The 20,717-nt window shown below is 66.9% G+C and carries 22 protein-coding genes and 2 pseudogenes; 12 read left to right on the top strand and 12 right to left on the bottom strand.

Annotated elements, in window-relative coordinates:
- Positions 1–14: 14 nt before the first annotated feature.
- Positions 15–1,037 carry an LLM class flavin-dependent oxidoreductase gene (locus ASF45_RS12950; RefSeq protein WP_056662546.1) on the top strand — a complete coding sequence of 341 codons (1,023 nt, stop codon included), beginning with the start codon at positions 15–17 and terminating at the stop codon, positions 1,035–1,037.
- Between the two features lie 46 nt (positions 1,038–1,083).
- On the top strand, positions 1,084–1,722 hold the full coding sequence (locus ASF45_RS12955) for an MBL fold metallo-hydrolase (RefSeq protein WP_056662549.1): 639 nt from the start codon (positions 1,084–1,086) through the stop codon (positions 1,720–1,722).
- A gap of 6 nt (positions 1,723–1,728) precedes the next feature.
- Here the strand turns inward: ASF45_RS12955 and ASF45_RS12960 are convergent, their stop codons facing one another.
- On the bottom strand, positions 1,729–2,697 hold the full coding sequence (locus tag ASF45_RS12960) for an NADPH:quinone oxidoreductase family protein (protein ID WP_056662552.1): 969 nt from the start codon (positions 2,695–2,697) through the stop codon (positions 1,729–1,731).
- A 108-nt stretch (positions 2,698–2,805) separates the two neighbouring features.
- Positions 2,806–3,750, bottom strand: coding sequence for a LysR family transcriptional regulator (locus tag ASF45_RS12965; protein WP_056662554.1), 945 nt, complete (start codon positions 3,748–3,750; stop codon positions 2,806–2,808).
- Positions 3,751–3,842: 92 nt separating this feature from the next.
- Here ASF45_RS12965 and ASF45_RS12970 point away from each other — a divergent pair, with 92 nt between their 5' ends.
- From ASF45_RS12970 to ASF45_RS12980, 3 genes are all read left to right on the top strand, one after another.
- Positions 3,843–4,637 (top strand): SDR family NAD(P)-dependent oxidoreductase, encoded by a 795-nt coding sequence (locus tag ASF45_RS12970; RefSeq protein ID WP_235580899.1) that lies wholly within the window; start codon positions 3,843–3,845, stop codon positions 4,635–4,637.
- Between the two features lie 77 nt (positions 4,638–4,714).
- Entirely contained in the window at positions 4,715–5,680 is a 966-nt protein-coding gene (locus tag ASF45_RS12975; RefSeq protein WP_056662560.1) for a tripartite tricarboxylate transporter substrate binding protein, read from the top strand.
- Positions 5,681–5,717: 37 nt separating this feature from the next.
- A complete protein-coding gene (locus tag ASF45_RS12980; protein ID WP_056662563.1) occupies positions 5,718–6,245 on the top strand; it encodes a carboxymuconolactone decarboxylase family protein in 528 nt (175 codons plus the stop codon).
- Positions 6,246–6,267: 22 nt separating this feature from the next.
- On the opposite strand, the gene ltnD is transcribed toward ASF45_RS12980, so the two are convergent.
- Both ltnD and dtd read right to left on the bottom strand, forming a co-directional pair.
- Positions 6,268–7,161: an L-threonate dehydrogenase gene (ltnD, locus tag ASF45_RS12985; RefSeq protein ID WP_056662566.1), complete on the bottom strand. Its 894-nt coding sequence runs from the start codon at positions 7,159–7,161 to the stop codon at positions 6,268–6,270.
- Positions 7,162–7,180: 19 nt separating this feature from the next.
- Positions 7,181–7,618 carry a D-aminoacyl-tRNA deacylase gene (dtd, locus tag ASF45_RS12990; RefSeq protein WP_056662569.1) on the bottom strand — a complete coding sequence of 146 codons (438 nt, stop codon included), beginning with the start codon at positions 7,616–7,618 and terminating at the stop codon, positions 7,181–7,183.
- A 103-nt stretch (positions 7,619–7,721) separates the two neighbouring features.
- On the opposite strand from dtd, the gene ASF45_RS12995 reads away from it, so the two are divergent.
- Positions 7,722–8,507, top strand: a complete 786-nt coding sequence (locus tag ASF45_RS12995; RefSeq protein ID WP_056662571.1) for a class II aldolase/adducin family protein — start codon at positions 7,722–7,724, stop codon at positions 8,505–8,507.
- A 122-nt stretch (positions 8,508–8,629) separates the two neighbouring features.
- Here the strand turns inward: ASF45_RS12995 and ASF45_RS13000 are convergent, their stop codons facing one another.
- From ASF45_RS13000 to ASF45_RS13010, 3 genes are all read right to left on the bottom strand, one after another.
- The gene (locus ASF45_RS13000; RefSeq protein ID WP_056662574.1) at positions 8,630–8,950 is read right to left on the bottom strand and encodes a putative quinol monooxygenase; all 321 of its coding nucleotides are present in this window, start codon (positions 8,948–8,950) and stop codon (positions 8,630–8,632) included.
- Positions 8,951–9,016: 66 nt separating this feature from the next.
- Complete coding sequence (locus tag ASF45_RS13005) at positions 9,017–9,844, bottom strand: SDR family oxidoreductase (protein WP_235580900.1); 828 nt, start codon at positions 9,842–9,844, stop codon at positions 9,017–9,019.
- A 61-nt stretch (positions 9,845–9,905) separates the two neighbouring features.
- Positions 9,906–10,835 (bottom strand): helix-turn-helix domain-containing protein, encoded by a 930-nt coding sequence (locus ASF45_RS13010; protein WP_235580901.1) that lies wholly within the window; start codon positions 10,833–10,835, stop codon positions 9,906–9,908.
- A gap of 143 nt (positions 10,836–10,978) precedes the next feature.
- Here ASF45_RS13010 and ASF45_RS13015 point away from each other — a divergent pair, with 143 nt between their 5' ends.
- Positions 10,979–11,857: an oxidoreductase gene (locus tag ASF45_RS13015; RefSeq protein ID WP_235580902.1), complete on the top strand. Its 879-nt coding sequence runs from the start codon at positions 10,979–10,981 to the stop codon at positions 11,855–11,857.
- Between the two features lie 55 nt (positions 11,858–11,912).
- Positions 11,913–12,437, top strand: a pseudogene (locus tag ASF45_RS36425) (IS5 family transposase); the annotation flags it as partial.
- Positions 12,438–12,559: 122 nt separating this feature from the next.
- Here the strand turns inward: ASF45_RS36425 and ASF45_RS13020 are convergent.
- Positions 12,560–13,363, bottom strand: coding sequence for an alpha/beta fold hydrolase (locus tag ASF45_RS13020; RefSeq protein WP_056662584.1), 804 nt, complete (start codon positions 13,361–13,363; stop codon positions 12,560–12,562).
- An 18-nt stretch (positions 13,364–13,381) separates the two neighbouring features.
- Positions 13,382–14,428, bottom strand: coding sequence for a tripartite tricarboxylate transporter substrate binding protein (locus ASF45_RS13025; protein ID WP_082550986.1), 1,047 nt, complete (start codon positions 14,426–14,428; stop codon positions 13,382–13,384).
- A gap of 37 nt (positions 14,429–14,465) precedes the next feature.
- Here ASF45_RS13025 and ASF45_RS13030 point away from each other — a divergent pair, with 37 nt between their 5' ends.
- The 3 genes and pseudogenes from ASF45_RS13030 (at position 14,466) to ASF45_RS13040 (ending at position 17,023) form a co-directional block, all read left to right on the top strand.
- On the top strand, positions 14,466–15,401 hold the full coding sequence (locus ASF45_RS13030; protein ID WP_056662595.1) for a LysR family transcriptional regulator: 936 nt from the start codon (positions 14,466–14,468) through the stop codon (positions 15,399–15,401).
- A 92-nt stretch (positions 15,402–15,493) separates the two neighbouring features.
- Positions 15,494–15,928 (top strand): annotated as a pseudogene (locus tag ASF45_RS36430) (transposase); the annotation flags it as partial.
- A 258-nt stretch (positions 15,929–16,186) separates the two neighbouring features.
- Positions 16,187–17,023 (top strand): SDR family NAD(P)-dependent oxidoreductase, encoded by an 837-nt coding sequence (locus tag ASF45_RS13040; protein WP_056662598.1) that lies wholly within the window; start codon positions 16,187–16,189, stop codon positions 17,021–17,023.
- 337 nt (positions 17,024–17,360) lie between these two features.
- Here ASF45_RS13040 and ASF45_RS13045 read toward each other — a convergent pair whose 3' ends face one another.
- The gene (locus ASF45_RS13045) at positions 17,361–18,329 is read right to left on the bottom strand and encodes an AraC family transcriptional regulator (RefSeq protein WP_056662601.1); all 969 of its coding nucleotides are present in this window, start codon (positions 18,327–18,329) and stop codon (positions 17,361–17,363) included.
- Between the two features lie 87 nt (positions 18,330–18,416).
- Positions 18,417–19,406, bottom strand: a complete 990-nt coding sequence (locus ASF45_RS13050) for an AraC family transcriptional regulator (protein ID WP_056662604.1) — start codon at positions 19,404–19,406, stop codon at positions 18,417–18,419.
- Positions 19,407–19,747: 341 nt separating this feature from the next.
- Between ASF45_RS13050 and ASF45_RS13055 the strand changes: the two genes are divergently transcribed.
- On the top strand, positions 19,748–20,086 hold the full coding sequence (locus tag ASF45_RS13055; protein WP_056662607.1) for an Atu4866 domain-containing protein: 339 nt from the start codon (positions 19,748–19,750) through the stop codon (positions 20,084–20,086).
- Between the two features lie 125 nt (positions 20,087–20,211).
- Here the strand turns inward: ASF45_RS13055 and ASF45_RS13060 are convergent, their stop codons facing one another.
- Entirely contained in the window at positions 20,212–20,658 is a 447-nt protein-coding gene (locus ASF45_RS13060; RefSeq protein WP_056662611.1) for a DoxX family protein, read from the bottom strand.
- Positions 20,659–20,717 lie beyond the last annotated feature (59 nt).

Consider the following 20,717-nt stretch of genomic DNA (forward strand, 5'->3'; position numbering starts at 1 on the left):
TCGCAACGCATGCCATGAAGAAGATCGGATTCCTCTCGTTCGGCCACTGGACGCCGTCACCCCAATCGCAGACCCGCTCGGCCGCCGACGCGCTGCTGCAGTCCATCGAACTGGCCGTGGCCGCCGAGGAGCTGGGGGCCGACGGCGCCTATTTCCGCGTGCACCACTTCGCGCGCCAGCTCAGCGCACCGTTCCCGCTGCTGGCGGCCGTCGGCGCGAAGACCCGGCGCATCGAGATCGGCACCGGCGTGATCGACATGCGCTACGAGAACCCGCTCTACATGGCCGAGGATGCGGGTGCGGCCGACCTGATCGCCGGCGGGCGGCTGCAGCTGGGCATCAGCCGTGGCTCGCCCGAGCAGGTCATCGATGGCTGGCGCCATTTCGGCTACGTGCCGGCCGAAGGCCAGACCGAAGCCGACATGGCCCGCCAGCACACCGAGGTCTTGTTGGACGTGCTCAAGGGCGATGGCTTCGCCCAGCCCAACCCGCGCCCGATGTTCCCGAACCCGCCCGGCCTGCTGCGCGTGGAGCCGCACGCTGCCGGGCTGCGCGAACGCATCTGGTGGGGCTCCAGCTCGAACGCCACCGCGGTCTGGGCCGCAAGACTCGGCATGCACCTGCAGAGCTCCACGCTCAAGAACGACGAGACCGGCGAGCCCTTCCACGTACAGCAGGCCAAGCAGATCCGGGCCTACCGCGCGGCCTGGCAGGAGGCCGGCCACGCCCGCACGCCGCGGGTGTCGGTGAGCCGCAGCATCTTCGCGCTGGTCAACGACCAGGACCGCCTGTACTTCGGGCGCAGCGGCCAGGACGGCGACCAGATCGGCTTCATCGACGACAGGACGCAGGCCATCTTCGGCCGCAGCTACGCGGCCGAGCCCGAGACGCTGGTGCGCCAGCTGGCGCAGGACGAGGCCATCGCCGAGGCCGACACGCTGCTGCTGACGGTGCCGAACCAGCTGGGCGTGGACTACAACGTGCATGTGATCGAGACGGTCCTGCAGCAGGTGGCGCCGGCGCTGGGCTGGCGCTGACGGTCGGTGGCGGGACAATGGGGCGAGACCCCGAATCCCCCCATCCATGCTGCGCTACCACACCATCCCCGTCACGCAATTCCAGCAGAACTGCGCCCTGGTCTGGGACGACCAGAGCCTGCAGGCCGCCGTCATCGACCCGGGCGGCGACCTGGACCGCATCCTGGCCGCCGTTGAAGAACGCGGCCTCAGGCTCGAACAGATCTGGCTGACCCACGCCCACATCGACCATGCCGGCGGCACCGGCGAGCTGGCCGAGCGCCTGGGCCTGCCCATCGTCGGCCCGCACCCGGGCGACCAGTTCTGGATCGACGGCCTGCCCGAGCAGAGCCGCATGTTCGGCTTCCCGCCGGCCAGGGCCTTCACGCCCACGCGCTGGCTGGCGGACGGCGACCAGGTCACGCTGGGCGCCCACACGCTGCACGTGCGCCACTGTCCCGGCCACACGCCGGGCCACGTGGTGTTCCATGCGCCGGAGATCCAGCGTGCCTTCGTCGGCGACGTGCTGTTCGCCGGCTCCATCGGCCGCACCGACTTTCCGCAGGGCAACCACCAGCAGCTGATCGACAGCATCGTGCAGCGCCTGTGGCCCATGGGCGACGAGACCGTGTTCATCCCGGGCCACGGGCCGGAAAGCAGCTTCGGCCGCGAGCGGCGCAGCAATCCCTACGTGGGCGGGACCTGAGCGCGTTCAGAAGTCCAGGACCACGCGCCCCGTGGTCGTGCGCGCACCGGCCATGGCGAAGGCCTGGTCCGCCTGCGCGAGCGGGAAATGCGCCGCGATGCGCGGCCGGATGCGGCCCTGGCCGTGCAGCGCCGTCACATCGGCCAGCAGCCGGTGCATGCGCTCGGGCTGGCGTTCGCGGTACTGGCGCAGGTCCACGCCGATCAGCGAGGCGCCCTTGACGATGCACAGGTTGGCCTTGAGGCTGCCGATGCTGCCGCCAGCGAAGCCCACCACGAGGTGGCGGCCGCCCCAGCCCAGCGTGCGGAAGGCGGTGTCCATGGCCTCGCCGCCGACCGGGTCCAGCACCACGTCCACGCCGCGCGGGCCGGCCAGGGCCTTGACGGCGTCCTTCCAGTCGGGGGACTGCACATCGACCACCTCGTCGGCGCCGGCCAGCCGGGCCGTGGTCTGCTTGGCCGGGCCGGAGACGGCCGCGATCACGCGCGCGCCCAGGGCCTTGGCGGTCTGCACGCCGGCATCGCCGATGCTGCCCGTGGCGCCCAGCACCAGCACGGTCTCCCCGGCCTGCAGCTGGCCGCGCTCGCGCAGCGCGTACAAGGCCGTGCCGTAGGGCGTCAGCAGCACGGCGGCCTCGTCGATCGCCGCCTGCGGCGCCACGTGCTGCAGCGCGCCGGCGGCCACGCAGACTTGGTCGGCCCAGCCGCCGATGGACAGCGTGCCGCAGACGCGGTCGCCGATGGCGAAGCCCGTGCTGCCCGGTCCCAGTGCGTCCACCGTGCCGGCGAACTCGCTGCCAACGGTGAACGGCAGCGGCGGCTTCCACTGGTAGGCGCCGCGCGCGATCAGCAGGTCGAAGAACGAGATGCCGCAGGCCTGCACGCGCACGCGCACCTCGCTCACGGCGGGCTCGGGGGAGGGCAGGGTGTCCAGCTGCGGCGGCTGGTCGAAGGCGTGGACGCGCAGGGCTTGCATGGCTGGGGGCGGGCGGGATGATTGGAGTCGCGGATTCTGGAAGGAACCGGGCAGCGGTGCTGTCGCGCAGGTGGCGTGCCAGGGGCGAAAGCTGCTGGGCGCGCCTGCTCAGCCCCGCGCCGCCTGGCCCGGTGCGAGCACGAATCCCGCGTGCTGCGCGATCAGCTGCCGCGCAACGGCACGCACCTCCTGCATGGCCTGCAGCGCGATCTCGCTGGGCGCGCCGCGCTGGCGGGTGACGATGCCCACCGAGCGCACCGGCCCGTCGCTGATCTCCGAGACGCGCATGCCGCCCAGGTCCAGCAGCGGCATCATGCCCAGGTAGGGCAGCACTGCGATGCCCAGCCCCTGGCGCACGAAGCCGGCGATGGTGCCGACCTGGTCGAACTGCATCTTCGGCCGGAACTCCATGCCGCGTTGCAGGTAGGCCGCCACCATGTAGCGCATCGCGGTGCTGGCGTCGGTCATGCTGATCAGCGGCAGCTCCACCAGCTCGTCCAGGGTCCTACTGGCACCGACCTTGCGGCGCCAGCGGCCGGCCGACAGCAGCACGAAGCGGTCGCGCAGCACCTCCTCGTAGTGCAGCTCCGGGTGCGAGGGCGCCACCGAGGCCAGCGAGAAATCGACATGGTGGTTGGCCAGCTGCTGGACCGACGCGGCATTGCTGCAGTCGTGGATGGTGATGTGCGGCCTGCCGTAACGCTGCTCCAACGCCGCGCACGCGGCCGGCAGCAGCACGTTGGCCAGCGAAGGCAGCGAGGCGATGCGCAGCTGGCGTGTTTCCTCTTCGGCGTGCGCCTGCAGGCGCTGCAGGCCGGCGTCGAATTCGCCAACCACGTTGCGCGCGATCAGCACCAGGCGCTGGCCCGCCGGCGTGAGGCGCACGGCGCGCGTGGTCCGCTCGAACAGCTTGAGGCCCAGCGCCTCCTCCAGGTCGCGGATGGCCTTGCTCAGCGAGGGCTGCGTCACGAAGAACTGCTCGGCCGTGCGGCTGAAGTTCAGCGACTCGGACAGCGCCAGGAACATGCGCAACTGGCGCGGCGAGGCATTCATGCTTTCATTCTATGAATGGATAGAAAGAAAGAACTTCTCCGATGGATCGCCGCTGCCTAGGATCGCCGCTGTCCGAACAACGAGGAGACGATGTGCTGGATCTGAAGGGCAAGGTGGCGCTGGTGATGGGTTGCGGCGCGGTGGGCGAGGGCTGGGGCAACGGCCGCGCCACGGCGGTGTTGTTCGCACGGCAGGGCGCGCAGGTGTACGGCACCGATCTGCAGCTGGCCGCTGCGCAGGCCACGCAGGCGATCATCGCGTCCGAGGGCGGCGAGGCCGAAGTCGCGGCCTGCGACGTCACGCAGTCCGACCAGGTCGAACGCGCCGTGGCCGATTGCATCGCCCGCTTCGGGCGCATCGACGTGCTGGTCAACAACGTCGGCCTGTCGCAGCCCGGCGGGCCGGTGGACATGGACGAGGCGGTGTGGGACGCGCAGATGGACGTGAACCTCAAGAGCGCCTTCCTCACCTGCAAGCACGTCATCCCCGGCATGCGTGCCCGCGGCAGCGGTGCCATCGTCAACGTGTCCTCGGTGGCGGGCCTGCGCTACGTGGGCAAGCCGCAGGTGGCCTATGCGGCGGCCAAGGCCGGGCTGATGCACTTCACGCGCACCAGCGCCGTGATCCACGCGGCCGATGGCATCCGCATGAACTGCGTGGTGCCGGGCCTGATGCACACGCCGCTGCTCGAAGGCCTGGCCGCCAAGTACGCCAAGGGCGACACCGAGGGCTTCATCGCGCACCGGAACAACCAGGTGCCGATGCGGCACATGGGCGACGGTTGGGACACCGCCCACGCGGCCCTGTTCCTGGCGGCCGACGAGAGCCGCTATGTCACCGGCACCGAGATCGTGGTCGACGGCGGCCTGGTGGCCGCCACGCACTGACGGACCGCAGTACCCACCGCAGCGTGCCGGCCGCAGCCGGCACGCGACGCATTCCCCCAAGAACAGGAGACAACACCATGCTGCGCAGAACCCTCATCCATGCCCTGACCGCCGCCCTGGCGTGCACGCTGCCGGCGCTGGCCGGCGCCCAGGCCTACCCGAGCCAGCCGGTGCGGCTGATCGTGCCGTTCGCACCGGGCGGCGCCGTCGACCAGACCGCGCGCACCATCAGCAACACGCTGGGCGAGCGGCTGGGCCAGCCCATCGTGGTCGAGAACCGGCCTGGCGCCAGCGGCTCGCTGGGTGCGGGCGAACTGCGGCGCGGCAAGCCCGACGGCTACACGCTGTTGCTGGCGCTCGACTCCCAGGCCGTGAACCACCACATCGTCAAGAGCCTGCCGTTCGACACCTTCAAGGACTTCGACTACCTGAGCCTGCTGGTCACCACGCCCCAGGTGCTGGTGGTGCGCAACGAGCTGCCGGTGCAGAACCTCGACCAGCTGGTCGCCTACCTCAAGGCCCGGCCCGGCACGGCCTACGGCTCGGCGGGCACCGCCTCGGCCGGGCATGTGAACAGCGCGCAGCTGTCCATCGCGAAGGGCCTGCAGACCACGCACGTGCCGTACAAGGGGGCTGCGCCGCTGCTGGCCGACCTGCTGGGTGGGCACATCGATTTCGCGTTCGCCGGACTGTCGGTGATGCTGCCGCACATCCAGGCCGGCAAGATGCGGGCGATCGCGGTCAGCACGGCGGCCCGCTCGCGCCAGCTGCCGCAGGTGCCGGCCATGAACGAGCTGATCCCCGGCTTCGAATTCCCGACCTGGATCGGCCTCGTCGGCCCGACCGGCCTGCCGGCCGACGTGCGCGCCAAGATCCTGAAGGCGTTTCAGGACACCATGCACGATCCGCAGGTCGCCGCGCGCTTCGCCGAGAACGCCTTCGACATCGTCAGCAGCACGCCCGAGGCGTTCATGGCGCGCGTGCGCAAGGACGACCAGGTCATGGCCGACCTCGTCAAGCGCAAGATCGTGGGCGTGGACTGAACCCAACCCCTGCTTTGCAACCACCACGGAACCCGACATGGCCCGCATCCCCTACGCCCGCCTGGACGACGACGCCGTCCGCCCCCTTGCCGCGCGCATCACCGCCGAACGCGGCAGCGTGCTGCACCTGTACCAGATGCTGCTGCACAGCCCGCCCGTGGCGCAGGGCTGGCTGGGCTACCTGACGGCGATCCGCCAGCAGTCCAGCCTGCCCGGCGCCTTGCGCGAGCTGGTCATCATGCGCGTGGCGCTGGTCAACGGCGCGCCGTACGAGGCCGACCAACACGCACCCATCGCGCGCCAGGAGGGCGTCAGCCAGGCCAAGCTCGACGCGCTGGAGAGCTGGGAGGCCAGCGCGCTGTTCGATGCGACCGAGCGCGCCGTGCTCGGCTACACCGACGCGATGACGCGGCACGTGCATGTGGACGACGCGGTGTTCGCCGCGGTGGCGCAGTGCTTCGCGCCACCGCTGCTGGTGGAGCTGACGGCGACGATCGCGGCCTACAACATGGTCTCGCGCTTCCTGGAGGCGCTGCAGATCCATTCGGACGACATGCGACCGTGAGTCAGGCCCGGGCGGCCCGGGCTCAGCCCGCCTTGGGCAGCGTGATCCCCGGAAAGATCTTGATCACCGCCGAGTCGTCCTCCCCCGCATGCCCGGCCGTCGACGCCTGCATGAACATCTGGTGCGCCGTGGCCGCCAGCGGCAGCGGGAATTTGCTGGCGCGCGCGGTGTCCAGCACCAGGCCCAGGTCCTTGACGAAGATGTCCACCGCCGACAGCGGCGTGTAGTCGCCGGCCAGCACATGGGCCATGCGGTTCTCGAACATCCAGCTGTTGCCCGCGCTGTGCGTGATGACCTCGTACAGCGCAGCCGCGTCCACGCCCTCGCGCAGGCCCAGGGCCATGGCCTCGGCCGCGGCGGCGATGTGCACGCCGGCCAGCAGCTGGTTGATGATCTTGACCTTGCTGCCGGCGCCGGCCTGGTCGCCCAGCCGGTAGACCTTGCCGGCCATGGCCTCGAGCACGCCGCCGGCCTTGGCGTAGGCGGCCGGGGTGCCGGCCGTCATCATGGTCATCTGGCCGCCGGCCGCCTTGGCGGCGCCGCCCGAGATCGGGCCGTCGATGTAGAGCAGGCCCAGCGCGGCCAGCCGCGCCTCGAGCGCGACCGACCAGTTCGGATCGACCGTGGAGCACATCACGAAGACGCTGCCGGGGGCCATGGCAGCGGCCGCGCCGTTCTCGCCGAACAGCACGGCCTCGGTCTGCTGCGCATTGACGACCACCGAGACCACCACATCGCTGCCCTGCGCCACCTCGGCCGGGTTGGCGCAGGCGGTGCCGCCATCCGCCGCGAAGGCCGCGGCCACGCCGGGCCGCGCATCGCACACGCGCAAGGCGTGGCCGTTGCGCCGCAAGGTGGCGGCAATGCCCGCGCCCATGGCGCCCAGGCCGATCAGTCCCACGGTCTCTTTCGTCATGTCGTCTCCTCTCGTGTGTTCAGGCTTGCATCGGAATCGTGACCGGCCCGTCGTTGACCAGGTGCACCTGCATGTCGGCGGCGAAACGGCCCGTGGCCACGACCGGGTGCAGCGCCCGCGCGCGCGCGACGAAGTGCTCGTAGAGTCGGCGCCCGTCCTCGGGCGCGGCGGCGCCGGAGAAGCCGGGCCGGTTGCCGCTGCTGGTGTCGGCCGCCAGCGTGAACTGGCTGACCAGCAGCAGGCCACCGCCCACGTCCTGCACGCTGCGGTTCATCTTGCCGTCCTCGTCCGAGAAGATGCGCAGCTTCAGCATCTTGGCCAGCAGCTTCTCGGCCTGGGCCTCGGCGTCGCCGCGCTCTGCGCAGACCAGCGCCAGCAGGCCGGGGCCGATGGCTCCGATGGTCTCGCCATCGACCACCACCTGGGCCTGGCGCACGCGTTGCAGCAGCAGTTTCATTCGGGACAATTTTTTCGGAACAACATTGCACAATGCCCGCGGAACCGACCTTGCGGCCCCGGCGACCGCGGCACTGTACGTCAACCCCACCGAACGAGGATCCATGAACGCCCACGCACCCCGAACCCACGGCCATCTGCACGCGGTACCGAAGGACGATGCCGCCTGGCAGGCGCGCGTGCACCTGGCCGCCGCCAACCGCCTGGCCGTGCACGACGGCCTGGAAGAAGGCATCGACAACCACTTCACCATGGTCGTGCCGGGCACCACCGACCGCTTCATGGTCCTGCCCTTCGGCCTGCACTGGTCCGAGGCCCGGGCCAGCGACCTGATCGTGTTCAACGAGCAGGGCGAGATCCTGGAAGGCCAGGGCAGCCTGGAACTCAGCGCGCTCAGCATCCATGCGCCGCTGCACCGGATCACGGGCGCCAAGGTGGTGTTGCACACCCACCAGACCTGGGCGCTGTCGCTGAACATGCTGCAGGACAACCGCCTGCTGCCCGGCAGCCAGACCGCTGCCTTCCTCGCCAAGAACATCGCCTACGACGACGGCTACACGGGGCTGGCGGCCGAGCTCAGCGAAGGCGAGCGCCTGGCCGGCATCATCGGCGACAAGCACGTGCTGTTCATGAAGAACCATGGTGTCGTGACCGTGGGCGACACCGTGGCCCAGGCCTACCGCCGGCTGTACCGGCTCGAGCGGGTGTGCAAGGCGCAGCTGCTGGCCATGGCGACGGGCCGGCCGCTGGCCCTGCTGTCCGACGAGATGGTGGCCAAGGTCGACAGGCCCAACCCGAACGACAGCCACCCGCGCGCCGAGCGCGAGGCGCTGTACTTCGCGGCCATGATGCGCGTGCTGGACCGGGTGAACCCGGGCTACGCCGACTGACAGGCTCTCGCCCTCCAGGTCTTTCCCGCGACCATGAACTGCCCTCGCGTGGAGCTTGCACGCGCAGTTGGCGTACGCCTCGGCGATGGGCGGCGCATGGACATGTTCCGCGACCTCCGCGGTCAGACCGAAGTGGTGGAGCTTGTCGAAGTCCTTGCCTGCCGTGTTTCCGATGCCCACGACCTGGCGCCGCACAACTGCGGGATCTTGCCCACGAAGGCGGTCCCATAGCGGGTGGGCATGTGGATGTCAAAGTCCTGAACGGAGCGCCAGTCCTCCTGAACCATCCGACGCCGCGGGGCATCCAGGTCCTGAAGAACGTCGTGACGCCAGACGCCGGCCTCGGCGCGTGTGGGATGGACAAGCGCCTGCAGCTCCTCGCCAAGCCGCGTCTCCATTCCCGGTTTGGCGACGAAGCAGGCCATTTTGCTGATGGGCACCATCAGAACTCCAGCAATAGAAGTGGGTGATGGAGCCGCCGCGCCCTGCGGGCGCGGCGGTCGCTGCGATTACCAGGGTTGGTCGGTCGGCAGCACGAAGAGCTCGGCCACGTCCACATGCGCCGGCGCCTGAAGTGCAAAGAGCACCGTGTCCGCGATGTTGTCGCTGCTGAGGAAGGACATCTGCTCACGCAGGCCTTCCATCTGGTCGCGGTAGCCCTTGTCGGTGATGTGCGTGAACAGCTCGGTGTCGACTGCCCCCGGTTGGATGCTGGTGACCCGGATGTTGTGCTTCTTGCCGACTTCCAGGCGCAGCGCTTCGGTGAAGGCGGACACCGCATGCTTGGTCGCGCAGTAGGCAGCCAGGCCAGGAAACACCTTGCGACCGGCGATGGACGACGTGTTGACGAAGTGACCAGAGCCGCGCCTGATGAAGTGAGGCAGCGTGGCGGCGGTGCTGTTCATGAGGCCCTTGACGTTGACATCGAGCATGCGGTGCCATTCGTCCACCTTGAGGGATTCAACATCCGAGATCGGCATCAGTCCGGCGTTGTTGAAAGCGATGTCGATGCCGCCATAGGCCTGCACCAGCTTCTCGACGCCAGCCTGCACGGACGCGCGGTCCACGACGTCCATCTCGATGGCGATGGCCTCGCCGCCAGCAGTCTTGATCTCGTCGACGAGCTTGTTCAGCCGCTCCATGCGACGGGCGGCCAGACCGACCTTGGCGCCGGCGGCTGCCAGCTTCAGGGCGGTTGCAGCACCGATGCCGCTGGAAGCACCAGTGACCAGGGCGACTTTTTGACTGAGTTCCATGACAGTTCCTTTTTCAGCAGGTTGGTTGAAAAGTGCGACAGCTGCGAAGCGGTTGTTCTTCGTTGCTGCCACGGTTGTCATGGTGCCGAGGGGGGCCTGTCTCGTCGCTCGCGCTCTTGCTGCCGATATCGAGGTTTTGCTCTTAGTTGTTGCCCGCGTTGCGGTAGTCGCTCGGTAGCGCGCCGACCTCCCTGCGGAAGACCTGTGCGAAGTGGCTGGGGCTGGTATACCCGACCTCCAGGCCAACCTCGACGATGGGCATGCCGGTCTCGCGGAGCAGTCGGCGAGCGCGCTCCATGCGGAGCCTCACCAGGTAGCGCGAGGGAGCGAAGCCGGTGCTTTTCTTGAACGACCGAGAGAAGTGGGCCTCGCTGAGCTGCGCTTCCCGTGCCAGCCTGCTGAGGTCGAGTTCCTGATGAAGCCGTTCCTGCATGGCATTCAGCACGCGGTGCATCTTGAAGGCGGGCAGCCCTCCATGGGGCGTTGCCGCGACAGGTGTCTCGCTCGCATACACGCGGACCACATGAACTGCCAAGCTGCTTGCCAGCCCTTGGACCAGCATGGCACTCGGGTGTCTTCTGTTCAGCAGCTCATCGCGCAGGATGCTGAGCTGATTCGTGATGACCGCGTCGGTACCGCCGGAGACTTCGCGCAGCTGAACCGGTGCGGCGTCGGCTCCGTGAAGGTCGCCCACCGCACGGTGAATCAAGGGAAGGCCGAGATACACGTGCATGACGCGGAACGGCTCGTCCGTGAGCGTGCGCCACCGCAGTTCACATGGCCGTGGTGATGTCTGGAGGAAGAAGTCGCCGGCACGAACTTCGTTCGCCATCCATGCTGCGCCCAGCTCACGCTCTTCGACCCGGGCCGCCCCGGATACCACCCACACGATGAGCGGCTCTGGGACCGCAGGAATCAGCAGGCTCTCTTGAACGGGCCGCCGGACATACATCTGCACGAGCAGGTCGCGCCATGGCTTTCCCTTGCTGGTCGCGATGAGGTCGCCAGGCACGCGTTCATCGAGGGCCTCGGCTGTGCTCAGTTCGGTGGTCAGGTTTTCCGTTGTCATCATGCAAGCGCCTCGGTTGCGTTCATCGTACGTGCAGGCGATTCGTGTGTGGCGAGAACCAGCGGTGAGGCAGTCGCGGTGGTTTGAGCAAGACTCTGCCTGAAATAGGCACGGGAGCCTCGATGCCGATTTCTAAGATTCCTTGCATGTTCAACGGCGTGGCAACACGCAACAACTGGAGTCTGGATATGGGCAAGGTTTGGTTCATCACCGGCGCAGGGCGCGGCATCGGCGCTCAGATTGCAAAGGCGGCACTTGAAGGTGGCGACCGGGTCGTGGTCACGGGGCGCAGTACGGCGCAACTGGCGGAGACCTACGCGGCATATGGAAGCAAGGTCCTCGCCTTGAAGCTCGACGCGTCCGTCCAAGACGACGCCGCTGCCGCGGTGGCAGTTGCCCATGCATCGTTCGGCAGCATCGATGTGCTCGTGAACAACGCAGGGTACGGCCAGCTGGGGCTGTTCGAGGAAGTCGCGCCGCAAGACATCGAACGGCAGTTCCACACGAACGTGTTCGGGCTCATGCACGTGACGCGGGCCGTTCTGCCCGTGATGCGCAAGCAACGCAGCGGCCACATCATGAATCTTGCCTCCGTCGGCGGCTTCATGGGTTTCGATGGCGCCTCTGTCTACTGCGCGGCCAAGTTCGCCGTCGAGGGCTTCTCGGAATCCCTGGCGCTCGAAGTGGCGCCCTTCGGCATCAACGTGACCATCGTGGAGCCCGGCTTCTTCCGGACCGACTTCCTGGACAAGAGCTCGGTGCGGTACGGTGCCACCAAGATCGCCGATTACGAGCAGGTTGCAGGCGGCTCGCTGACCAACTACGACAGCTACAACCACAAGCAACCGGGGGACCCCGTCAAACTCGGCCGAGTGCTCGTCGAAGTGGCAAAGCTGCCGGAGCCGCCGCTCCACTTTGTCGCCGGCTCGGATGCCGTCGGCTTCGCCAAGTCAGCCTTCGAACGCCGTGGCGCCGACGTCGACGCGTTCTCCCACCTCTCCGTCAAGACGGACGGCGACTTCTAAGAGCGGCGAACAATACCGTGTCATCGGCCGACCTATGTCCTGCTTTGGGAAGAGCATGGGTCGGAACAAGAACAAGGAAATCGGCGCAGCGTTGTACAGGAAGCTGGAGCCATTGCTGCCGGTTGGGACGCCGTCGGCCAAAGGCGGCCGACCGCGCCTGAGCGACGAGCAGGCGCTCAACGCTATCGTCTTTGTTCTGCAGACCGGCATCCCGTGGGAGGAACTGCTGCAAGAGCTCGGCGGTAGCGGCATGACCTGCTGGCGGCGACTGCGCGATTGGCATGCAGCAGGGGTTGGCAGGCCTGCATCTGGCGCTGCTTGATGAGCTGCGCAATGCTGACAAGCTGCACTCCAACCGATTCAGCATCGATGGGGCCAGCGTGCCCAGCCCCGGGGCTCGCACACAGGCCCAAACCCCACGGACCGGGGCAAGCTTGGCAGCAAGCGCCATCTCGTCAGGGATGGCCAAGGCATCCCGATGGTGTTCTGCGTCACCGGGGCCAATCGTCACGACTCGGTCGTGTGCGACGAGTTGGTTGATGCCCTGCCTGCCATTGCAGGCAAGCCGCTTTGCTTTCCCTGGCCTGCTGCGTCATCTGTCTGGGGTTGCAGCGATCGCTTTACTTACACCCAGACAAACGACCACTTTGTGCTCTTCAGCGTGCTTGCTGTGGAAGCGAGCAGCAAACGCTACTTAGCGGCCTAGTGATCGGCGCGCCGTCTCAAGAAGTCGAGCACCGTTTGGTTGAACTCCTGCGCCTTCTCAAAGTAAGCGGAGTGCGCGGCCTCCTCGACAACGACGACCTCGCTCCCTGGCAGGCGCTGCCCGAGTTCGCGCATGACCGCCGGCGGAACAATGGGGTCTTCGGCGCCAACGAGAAACATCGTCGGGCAGGCCGACTGGTCGAGCGCTGCGACGGCGAGCAGGTTCTCGGGCCGGTTCAGGCGCAGCACGGCCTCGCGCCAGACTTCGGGCGCAATGCTGTGCGCGCTCGGGTTGAAGTGGTTGATCTGCGCGTAAAGCGCTGCAAGCGCGGGCTGCGCCTTCAAGAACCAGGCGCCCAGCGAGCGCTGCTCGATGCTCACTGCGGAAACTGTCTTGAAGCGCCGCTCGATGCTGTCGACCAGCGTCGGGTGGTCGATGGCCAGCGACGTGTCGCACGCGACGAACGCGGCGACGCGCTCGGGATGGCGCAGCGCGAGCCGCAGCCCGATCATCCCGCCGAGCGATTGGCCGACGACCGCCGCGCGCTCGATGCCTTCGCGCGCCAGGACCGCCAAGGCATCGCCGACGAAGAGCTCCAGCGAGAACTCCTCCGGCGGGGCCACCGAACGACCGAAGCAGCGGATGTCCATCGTGAGACAGGTGTACTGCGGCGTGAAGGCTGGCAATTGCTGCCACCAGGTGGCAGCGTTCGATCCGGCACCGTGCAGGAACAGGATCGCCGGGCCGGCGCCGTGGCGCTCGTAGTAGATGTCGCGGTCGTGCGATGTGGCGAAAGGCATAGTGGCTAGGCTCGGATTTCAGTTGGCCTTGAGTTGCAGGCTGCGCGTCAGTGCACCCCAGCGTTCGGTATCGCTCTTGACGACGCGCGTGAATTCGTCGGGCGTCATCGTCATTGGCGTGATGCCTTCGGCATCGAGCCTCTTTTGCAGTTCCGGCCTGGTCATCGCTTCACGCACGGCTTCGTTGACCTTGCGCACGACTTCGGGCCGCGTCTTCTTCGGCGCCGACAGGCCCACCCAGGAGATCACGGTCAGCTGCTTGTAGCCCAGCTCCTCGAAGGTCGGGACCAGAGGCAGCTCGGGGCTGCGCTTCGGACTGGACACCGCCAGCACCTTGAGCTTGCCGCTCTGGATGTACTGCATCGACCCGCTTGGCGGGATCACGGTGACAGCGACCTGGCCTCCCAGCACATCCATCAGCGCGGGCGCGCCGCCCTTGTAGGGGATGTGCACGAACGAGGTCTGGGTCGCCTTCTGCAGCAGTTCCATCACGAGATGGCCGGTGCTGCCTGCGCCCGAGCTCGCGTAGTTGATCGCGCCCGGCTCGCGTCTGGCGCGGGCGATCAAATCGGCGAAGGACTCGATGCCGGACTGGCTGTTGACCACCAGCCATTGCGCGCTGCCGCCGATCATGGCGACGTGGGTGAAGTCGTTGACGATGTTGAAGGGCACGTTGTCGTACATGCCTTGCGCGATCGTGTTCACCATGCCCGTCATCGTGAGCGTGTAGCCGTCGGGTGCGGCCGTGGCCCCCGCCTGCGTCCCGATGATGTTGCCGGCACCGGGCTTGTTGTCGATCACCACCGGTTGCTTGAGCAACGACGCCAGCTCCTGCGCGAGCGGTCGCATGGTGCGATCGTAGGCGCCGCCGGGCGGGGTCGGCACGATCACCCGGATCGGCTTGGACGGCCAGGCTTCGTCCTGCGCATGGGCCGGAAAGCCGAGCAGGCAACAGACAACCGCGAGCAGCGGCCATGGTTTCTTCACGTTTTGTCTCCTGTCGCGTGGCTTGACGCCCGCAGTTGTGGAGCCGCCATCATCCATGGGCAAGCCATCGGTGACCAATTAAAAACGGCGCCTTGCTATTAGACTTGCCGATACCTTGAGCAACAACGCATCCGTCCTCTTCAACCGCCTGCTCGCGCGCGGCAAGTTTCGGCATGTGCAGATCCTCTTGAAAGTGGCAGAGCTGGGCAGCCTCCAGCGGGCAGCGGACTCGATCGGCATGACGCAGTCGTCGGTGACCCAGGGCCTCGCGTACCTGGAACGGCTGCTGGAGGTACAGCTTTTCGAGCGGCATGCGCGCGGCGTGCGGCCCACACAGGCGTGCGAAGACCTTCTGCCCGTTGCGCGTCGCATGTTGATCGGCGTCGCCGACGGCGCCGAAGTCGTCGCCGCGCAACGGCAGCGCATCGGCGGCGCCATCCGCCTTGTCGCCTCGGTCGGCGCGATGAACGGACTTCTGCTCGACGTGCTGCCTCGCTTCGCGCAACGGCATCCGGATGTCACCGTTCAGCTCTCGGAAGCCGAAGGGGACGATCAGCTGCTGGCCATCGCGCGTGGCGAGGCGGATCTCGTGGCATGCCGACGGCCTCCGGTGATCCCGGAAGGCTGGCACTTCATGCCGGTGCGCGAAGATCGTCTCGCGGTCTTGGCGCGGGCCGATCACCCGCTCGCGCGCAAGCGTTCCCTGGGCTGGCCGCAACTCGTCGACGAGACCTGGTTACTCGCCCCCACGGCTTCGGCCGCCCGTGAGCGATTCGACGAACTGACCGCGAACCTGCCTCGCCCGATCCGCACCTATCCGGTCGTCACTCGCTCGACGGCCATGTTGTGGTTGCTATTGCAGCAAGAAAATCTGCTGTCGTTCCTGCCGCTCAACTTTGTGCGGCCCCTCCTCGATGCCGGTTCGCTGCGCGAGTTGAAACTACGGCCGCTCTACATGCTTGAGCCGCTCGGCTTGATGTGTCCGAACGCAGGACCGCTCGGGGCGTGGCGGCAACTTGTCGACTTCATGAACCCTGAAGCGCCGCATTGACGAGATCTGCGCTGGGCGCATGGCGCTCACTGTCGATCTGCACATGGCGCGTGGGGCCGGCCTCGGGTGGTTTGAGCCAAGAGAGTTCAGAGATCCCGTTGATGTTCTGCGTCACGGGGGCCAATCGTCACGACTCGGTCGTGTTCGACGCGTTGGTTGATGCCCTGCCTGCCATTGCAGGCACGCGTGGCAGGTCGCACCGCTGGCCCAGAAAATTGCACGCTGACAAGGGCGACGACCATGCGCGCTGTCGCGCTCACTTCAAGAGGCGCGGCAGCAAGGAGCGCATCGCTCGCAAAGGCATCGAGCGCAACGACCGGCTCGGCGCGCATCGCTGGGTCGTGGAGCGCACGCACGCCTGGCTGCGCACTCGCTTCGAGGGGCGCATCACTGCGATGGCCTGTCGCGCCGCTGCTCGCACGCAGATGAGCGGCGCGTCATCCGTCGCCCGCCGGCACGTGAACCGGGTGCTCGATGGGCGCGTGATTCCATCGGTACCGGCAGACGAGGACGCATGCCTCGACTGACCCGTTGCGCGGGGCGTGCAGAGCACGGGCGATGCCTTGTCCTTCGACGCGTCCAAGGGCCGCACAGTGCGCAAGCGTTGTCGTGGATGTGCTGGTCATGTCCAAAGTTGAGCTTGTCTTTCCCCAACGGAGCAGCCCGCTGAACCACAGCGCTTTGAGCAAGTTGCCGCCTGTTTTAGGCACGGAAATCCTGCCTCGGATTTCTACCATTTCTTCCATGTTCAACGGCGTGGCAGCACGCGCAACTTGGAGTTTGAAATGAGCAAGGTTTGGTTCATCACCGGTGCGGGCCGTGGCATTGGTGCTCACATCGCAAAGGCGGCGCTCGAGGCCGGCGACCGGGTTGTGGTCACGGGTCGGCACGTGCGACAGCTGCAAGAAACCTACGCGTCGTATGGCGCCAGGGTTCTCGCGCTGAAGCTGGACGCATCCGTTCAAGCCGACGCGGTCGCCGCTGTGGCAGCTGCCCATGAGGTGTTCGGCAGCATCGACGTTCTTGTCAACAACGCCGGATACGGTCAGCTCGGGCTGTTCGAGGAGATCGCGCCGGAGGACGTCGAACGGCAGTTCCAGACGAATGTTTTCGGCCTCATGCATGTGACTCGCGCCGTCCTGCCGGTCATGCGCAAGCAACGCAGCGGCCACATCATGAACCTTGCCTCCGTGGGGGGATTCATGGGCTTCGATGGCGCCTCGGTCTACTGCGCGGCCAAGTTCGCCGTCGAAGGTTTCTCTGAATCACTGGCGCTCGAAGTCGCTCCCTTCGGCATCAACGTGACCATCGTGGAGCCTGGTTTTTTCAGGACCGACTTTCTGGACAAGAGCTCGGTGCGGTACGGCGTCACCAAGATTGCCGACTATGAAGAAGCCGCCGACGGCGCCCTGACCGACTACGAAAGCTACAACCATCGGCAACCTGGCGACCCCGCCAGGCTGGGCAAGGTCCTCGTCGAGGTGGCGGCACTTCGCTTCCCCCCGATGCGCTTCGTCGCCGGCTCGGACGCAGTGCGCTTCGCCAGGATTGCCTTCGATCGCCGCCAATCGGTCGTGGATGCTTTCGCAGCACTGTCGCTGAAAACGGATGGCGACTTCTGAGCAACGCGCTCGACGGCGAACGTGCGGTGCACCTCGTGTCGCGCCTTCCCGCCAGTCTGTCCGCAGACCGGATGTCGCCGTGGTCTGCAACGTTCGGCCGGACGTACCGCGGCGTGCATGACTGTGTCGGCATGGCCAGGGTCCAACGGCAGCGGATTGGCAGGCGCCTGCAGGGCCCGCTGCACAGCGCGCGGGGAGTGCGGCACGGAGGCAAGGTCGGGCGCAACATCGCGTCGGGCTGCGATGGTGCGCGGCCCCTCGGGATCCTCGATGGTGCGCAGGATGCGCAGTCCGCTTGCTTCGCCTTGCTGAACACCCCCGGGCCTGAACGCCGAGGTCACTGACGAACTGGTTCGCGCAGGCGCGACACGTCCCTCGATGGAGGGACGCCGAAGAGCCGGCTGTACTCCCGGCTGAACTGCGATGCGCTCTCGTAGCCCACTGCGTACCCGGCACGCGAAACCTCCATCCCCTCACTCAGCAGCAACCGGCGCGCTTCCTGCAGTCGCAGTTGCTTCTGGTACTGCAGCGGGCTCATCGACGTCACGGCCCGGAAGTGGTGGTGCAGCGAGGAGGTGCTCATGCAACATTCCCGTGCAAGGTCATCGACCTTCAAGGGCTCGGCGAAGTTCGACTTGAGCAAGGTCACGGCGCGCATGACCCGGTTCGCGTGGCTATCCGCTCTGGCCACTTGCGCCAGGCGCTCGCCCTGCTCACTTCGAAGCAGGCGGTAGACCAGCTCCCGGGCGGCCAGGGGCGCGAGGGTTGCGGCATCTTCCGGAGAGTCGAGCAGCCGCATGATGCGGATGGCCGCATCCAGCATTCCGTCCGTGACCTTGCTCAGGAAGAGGCCGCGCGAGGTCGACGACCGCGGAGCCGCAGCAGGACCCAACTGCAGGACCAGTTCGGAGATCTCGGTGGGGTCAAGGTCGAGGCGAAAGCAAAGGTATGGCTCGTTGAACCTGGCGTGCGTCACCTGCGCGCTGATGGGCAGGTCCGTCGAGAAGACGAGGAACCGTGAGGCATCGTAGGCATAGACCTCGTCACGCAGCATGACCCGCTTGGCGCCCTGGGCAATGATGCAGACTGCCGGCTGGTGCAACGCATGGACCAGTTCTTCACTGGGCGATGAAAGCTTGATGGCAGACACCCTTGGAATCGAAGTGGCACAGACGCCCTCTTGTGGTGCATGCCGCTCGACCAGCGCTGCCAATTCACGTATGCGGGTGGCGTCGGGCGACGGAAGATTCGGAAGAGCGACAAGCCGGGGCGCCGCAGCGGTCAAAGCGATGTCTTGAGTTGCCATGACAAAACCTTATCCGAAAAAATTCGCGGTTCTCAACGGGGTTGGGGATCGGGCAAGTATTCTGCAGAAATCGGCAAGCGAGCCTCTTCAGCTCCCTTTGCCAGTTGCCGTTCTCGGGTCCGGTTCTGCGCCCCCATGCTGTTGCCTGAACCGGCGCACGTCCTTGGCTGGCGCAGCGCCAAACTTCCGTGCGTAGTCGCGGCTGAACTGCGAAGCGCTTTCGTAGCCGACGCGGTGTCCGGCGCTGGCAGCGTCCCACCCTTCTAGAAGCATGCGGCGTGCCTCCAGCAGCCGCAGGTCCTTCTGATACTGGTGCGGGCTCATCGCCGTGGCAGCCTTGAAGTTCGTTCGCAAAGCGGAGATGCTCAGCTCGGCCATCGCGGCCATCGCGCTCATGTCGAGAGGCCGGTCGTAATGGCGGCGAATCCAGCCCATGGCGTTGCACACGCGCCGGGTCGGGCCATCGGTCGCAGCGAGCTGGGCCAGCTGCGTGCCGCAGGGGCCGGTCAGCACGCGGTACAAGACCTCTCGGAAGGTCAAGGGGGCAAGCGCTTGGATGTCTTGCGGCGTGTCGAGCAGGCGTACAAGACGCAGCACGGCATCCAGGAGTGCGGGCGTGACGTCGGCGGTCGCGATGCCCCTGGATGTTGCTTGGCCGATGGGCCGCTTGTGTTTCCTCATGCCAGCCAGAAGGGATGCAACGTCCGTCGCGTCGTAGTTGAGCCGAAGGGCCAAATAGGGCAGCTCGGGGGAAGCGTCGATCACCTGGCCGGAGACCGGGAGGTGCTGGGACGCCACGAGGTACGTGTCTGGGTCGTAGACATAGGCCTCGTCGGCAAGGACGAGCCGCTTGCTGCCTCGCGCAAGCAAGCAGACCGCCGGCTCGCAGACCGTGAAAACAGGATGGGCCGCCCTGTTGACTCGCACCAGGGTCAGCTGGTGAATGGCAGTGCGCAGCTGCCCTTCATGAGGTACTTGCCGTTCGATGCAGGCAGCCAGTTCGGCCTTGCGCAGCATCGTCTGGAGGGCCGCATCGTGGCCCTCCAGGAGGCGGGCCGTTGCATGGTTGCTGGACATGGGTTCAGCTTAGTGCCCAGAGACCGACCTCGGAAGCGTCATCGCCGTCCCCCCGGCGCACCGGGCAAAGGTTCGCGAGAAACAGGCAAGCTCACCCTGCAAGCGGCAACGGCAGAGGATCTGGCAAGCGCGCCGGGCAATTTGGCAAGCCTTGCCGGGACTGCTTCCTAGACTTCCCACACGTCATCAACATGCCGCTGGAGGAAAGGATGAGGCGCATCACATCTGCATTGCGGGCCGTGCGACCCGCCGTCGCCATCTCGTCAGCATGTCTGCTTTCCCACGCCCCGTCCTGGGCCACGCAAGACAACAGCACTGAACCGCAAACCAAAGGAGTCACCATGAACAGCACACCACGCCAGGGCGCCGCTTCCAATGCGGAGCGCGCCGCGCACCATCCCTACGTCGGGATGTGGGTCACGGCGGATGGCTACATCCGCCATGAGCTCCTGCCAGAGGGCCGCTATGACGAAGCCCGCGGCAAGAAGCAGAGCGCCTACCAGGGCCGCTATCGCGTGACCGGCGACCACATCGATTACGTGGACGACACGGGATTCACGGCCGATGGCGAGTTCCGCAACGGAATCCTGTACCATGCCGGCATGGTCTTGTACCGCGAGGCACCGCGGAAGTCGCCGGACACCGTGGTCGCTTGCTCCGGGCGTTTGCCTGGACGATGAGGTCGACGACCGCTCTCGGTGGGGGACCTCTGGCAGCGACGCGTGCGCTCGGACGTCATGGCCCGGTTCGATTCATCTTTGGAGCGGAGTTGGCCTCCCAACGTGGGAGACCACCGCCGTCCGGGTCAGCGAACGGTACTCAAAGCGCCGGTCACAGCCGCCTTGCGGCTGTCCAGACTGATGGAGCCTGCACCGTACGTGATGAACTGCAGCAGGCCGCCGGCCATGGCCAGGTTCTTCAGGAAGTGGAACAGCTGGTTCTGGTCGCCAAGCGCGTTGTGGAACAGGAGTGCCGAGACCACCGAGAAGACGGCCAGGGCCGCTGCGACCAACCGGGTGCGGTAGCCGAGGACCAGCAGCAGGCCGCCGCCGAGTTCGGCGAGGAGCGCGCCCGCATAGGCGAACTGCGGCAGCGGCAGGCCGACGGATGCGATGTAGCCGATGGTGCCGCTCGGAGCCATCAACTTGCCATAGCCGCTGACCAGGAAGATGGTGGCGATGAGAAGCCGGCCCATCAGCGGAAGCACGGAAGCGTTGGTGGTCGCAGAGACGGTGTTGTGGGTCGATTGCATGATGAAACTCCTCGTTGAAGCGTGAAGAAGGTTGAGAAAGGACTGGGTGAATGACTTGG

The organism is Pseudorhodoferax sp. Leaf265, from assembly GCF_001422365.1.
Classification (GTDB): Bacteria; Pseudomonadota; Gammaproteobacteria; order Burkholderiales; family Burkholderiaceae_C; genus Pseudorhodoferax.

Bases quoted from the DNA above. Each gene is read 5' to 3' on its own strand.
- ASF45_RS12980 (WP_056662563.1), top strand. From the start codon at position 5,718: ATGGCCCGCATCCCCTACGCCCGCCTGGACGACGACGCCGTCCGCCCC.
- ASF45_RS13040 (WP_056662598.1), top strand. From the start codon at position 16,187: ATGAGCAAGGTTTGGTTCATCACCGGTGCGGGCCGTGGCATTGGTGCT.
- ltnD (WP_056662566.1), bottom strand. From the start codon at position 7,161: ATGACGAAAGAGACCGTGGGACTGATCGGCCTGGGCGCCATGGGCGCG.
- ASF45_RS13015 (WP_235580902.1), top strand. From the start codon at position 10,979: ATGTTCAACGGCGTGGCAACACGCAACAACTGGAGTCTGGATATGGGC.
- ASF45_RS12960 (WP_056662552.1), bottom strand. From the start codon at position 2,697: ATGCAAGCCCTGCGCGTCCACGCCTTCGACCAGCCGCCGCAGCTGGAC.
- dtd (WP_056662569.1), bottom strand. From the start codon at position 7,618: ATGAAACTGCTGCTGCAACGCGTGCGCCAGGCCCAGGTGGTGGTCGAT.
- ASF45_RS13050 (WP_056662604.1), bottom strand. From the start codon at position 19,406: ATGTCCAGCAACCATGCAACGGCCCGCCTCCTGGAGGGCCACGATGCG.
- ASF45_RS12965 (WP_056662554.1), bottom strand. From the start codon at position 3,750: ATGAATGCCTCGCCGCGCCAGTTGCGCATGTTCCTGGCGCTGTCCGAG.
- ASF45_RS13000 (WP_056662574.1), bottom strand. From the start codon at position 8,950: ATGGTGCCCATCAGCAAAATGGCCTGCTTCGTCGCCAAACCGGGAATG.
- ASF45_RS13010 (WP_235580901.1), bottom strand. From the start codon at position 10,835: ATGATGACAACGGAAAACCTGACCACCGAACTGAGCACAGCCGAGGCC.
- ASF45_RS13045 (WP_056662601.1), bottom strand. From the start codon at position 18,329: ATGGCAACTCAAGACATCGCTTTGACCGCTGCGGCGCCCCGGCTTGTC.
- ASF45_RS12950 (WP_056662546.1), top strand. From the start codon at position 15: ATGAAGAAGATCGGATTCCTCTCGTTCGGCCACTGGACGCCGTCACCC.
- ASF45_RS13060 (WP_056662611.1), bottom strand. From the start codon at position 20,658: ATGCAATCGACCCACAACACCGTCTCTGCGACCACCAACGCTTCCGTG.
- ASF45_RS13005 (WP_235580900.1), bottom strand. From the start codon at position 9,844: ATGACAACCGTGGCAGCAACGAAGAACAACCGCTTCGCAGCTGTCGCA.
- ASF45_RS12975 (WP_056662560.1), top strand. From the start codon at position 4,715: ATGCTGCGCAGAACCCTCATCCATGCCCTGACCGCCGCCCTGGCGTGC.
- ASF45_RS13055 (WP_056662607.1), top strand. From the start codon at position 19,748: ATGAACAGCACACCACGCCAGGGCGCCGCTTCCAATGCGGAGCGCGCC.
- ASF45_RS12955 (WP_056662549.1), top strand. From the start codon at position 1,084: ATGCTGCGCTACCACACCATCCCCGTCACGCAATTCCAGCAGAACTGC.
- ASF45_RS12995 (WP_056662571.1), top strand. From the start codon at position 7,722: ATGAACGCCCACGCACCCCGAACCCACGGCCATCTGCACGCGGTACCG.
- ASF45_RS13020 (WP_056662584.1), bottom strand. From the start codon at position 13,363: ATGCCTTTCGCCACATCGCACGACCGCGACATCTACTACGAGCGCCAC.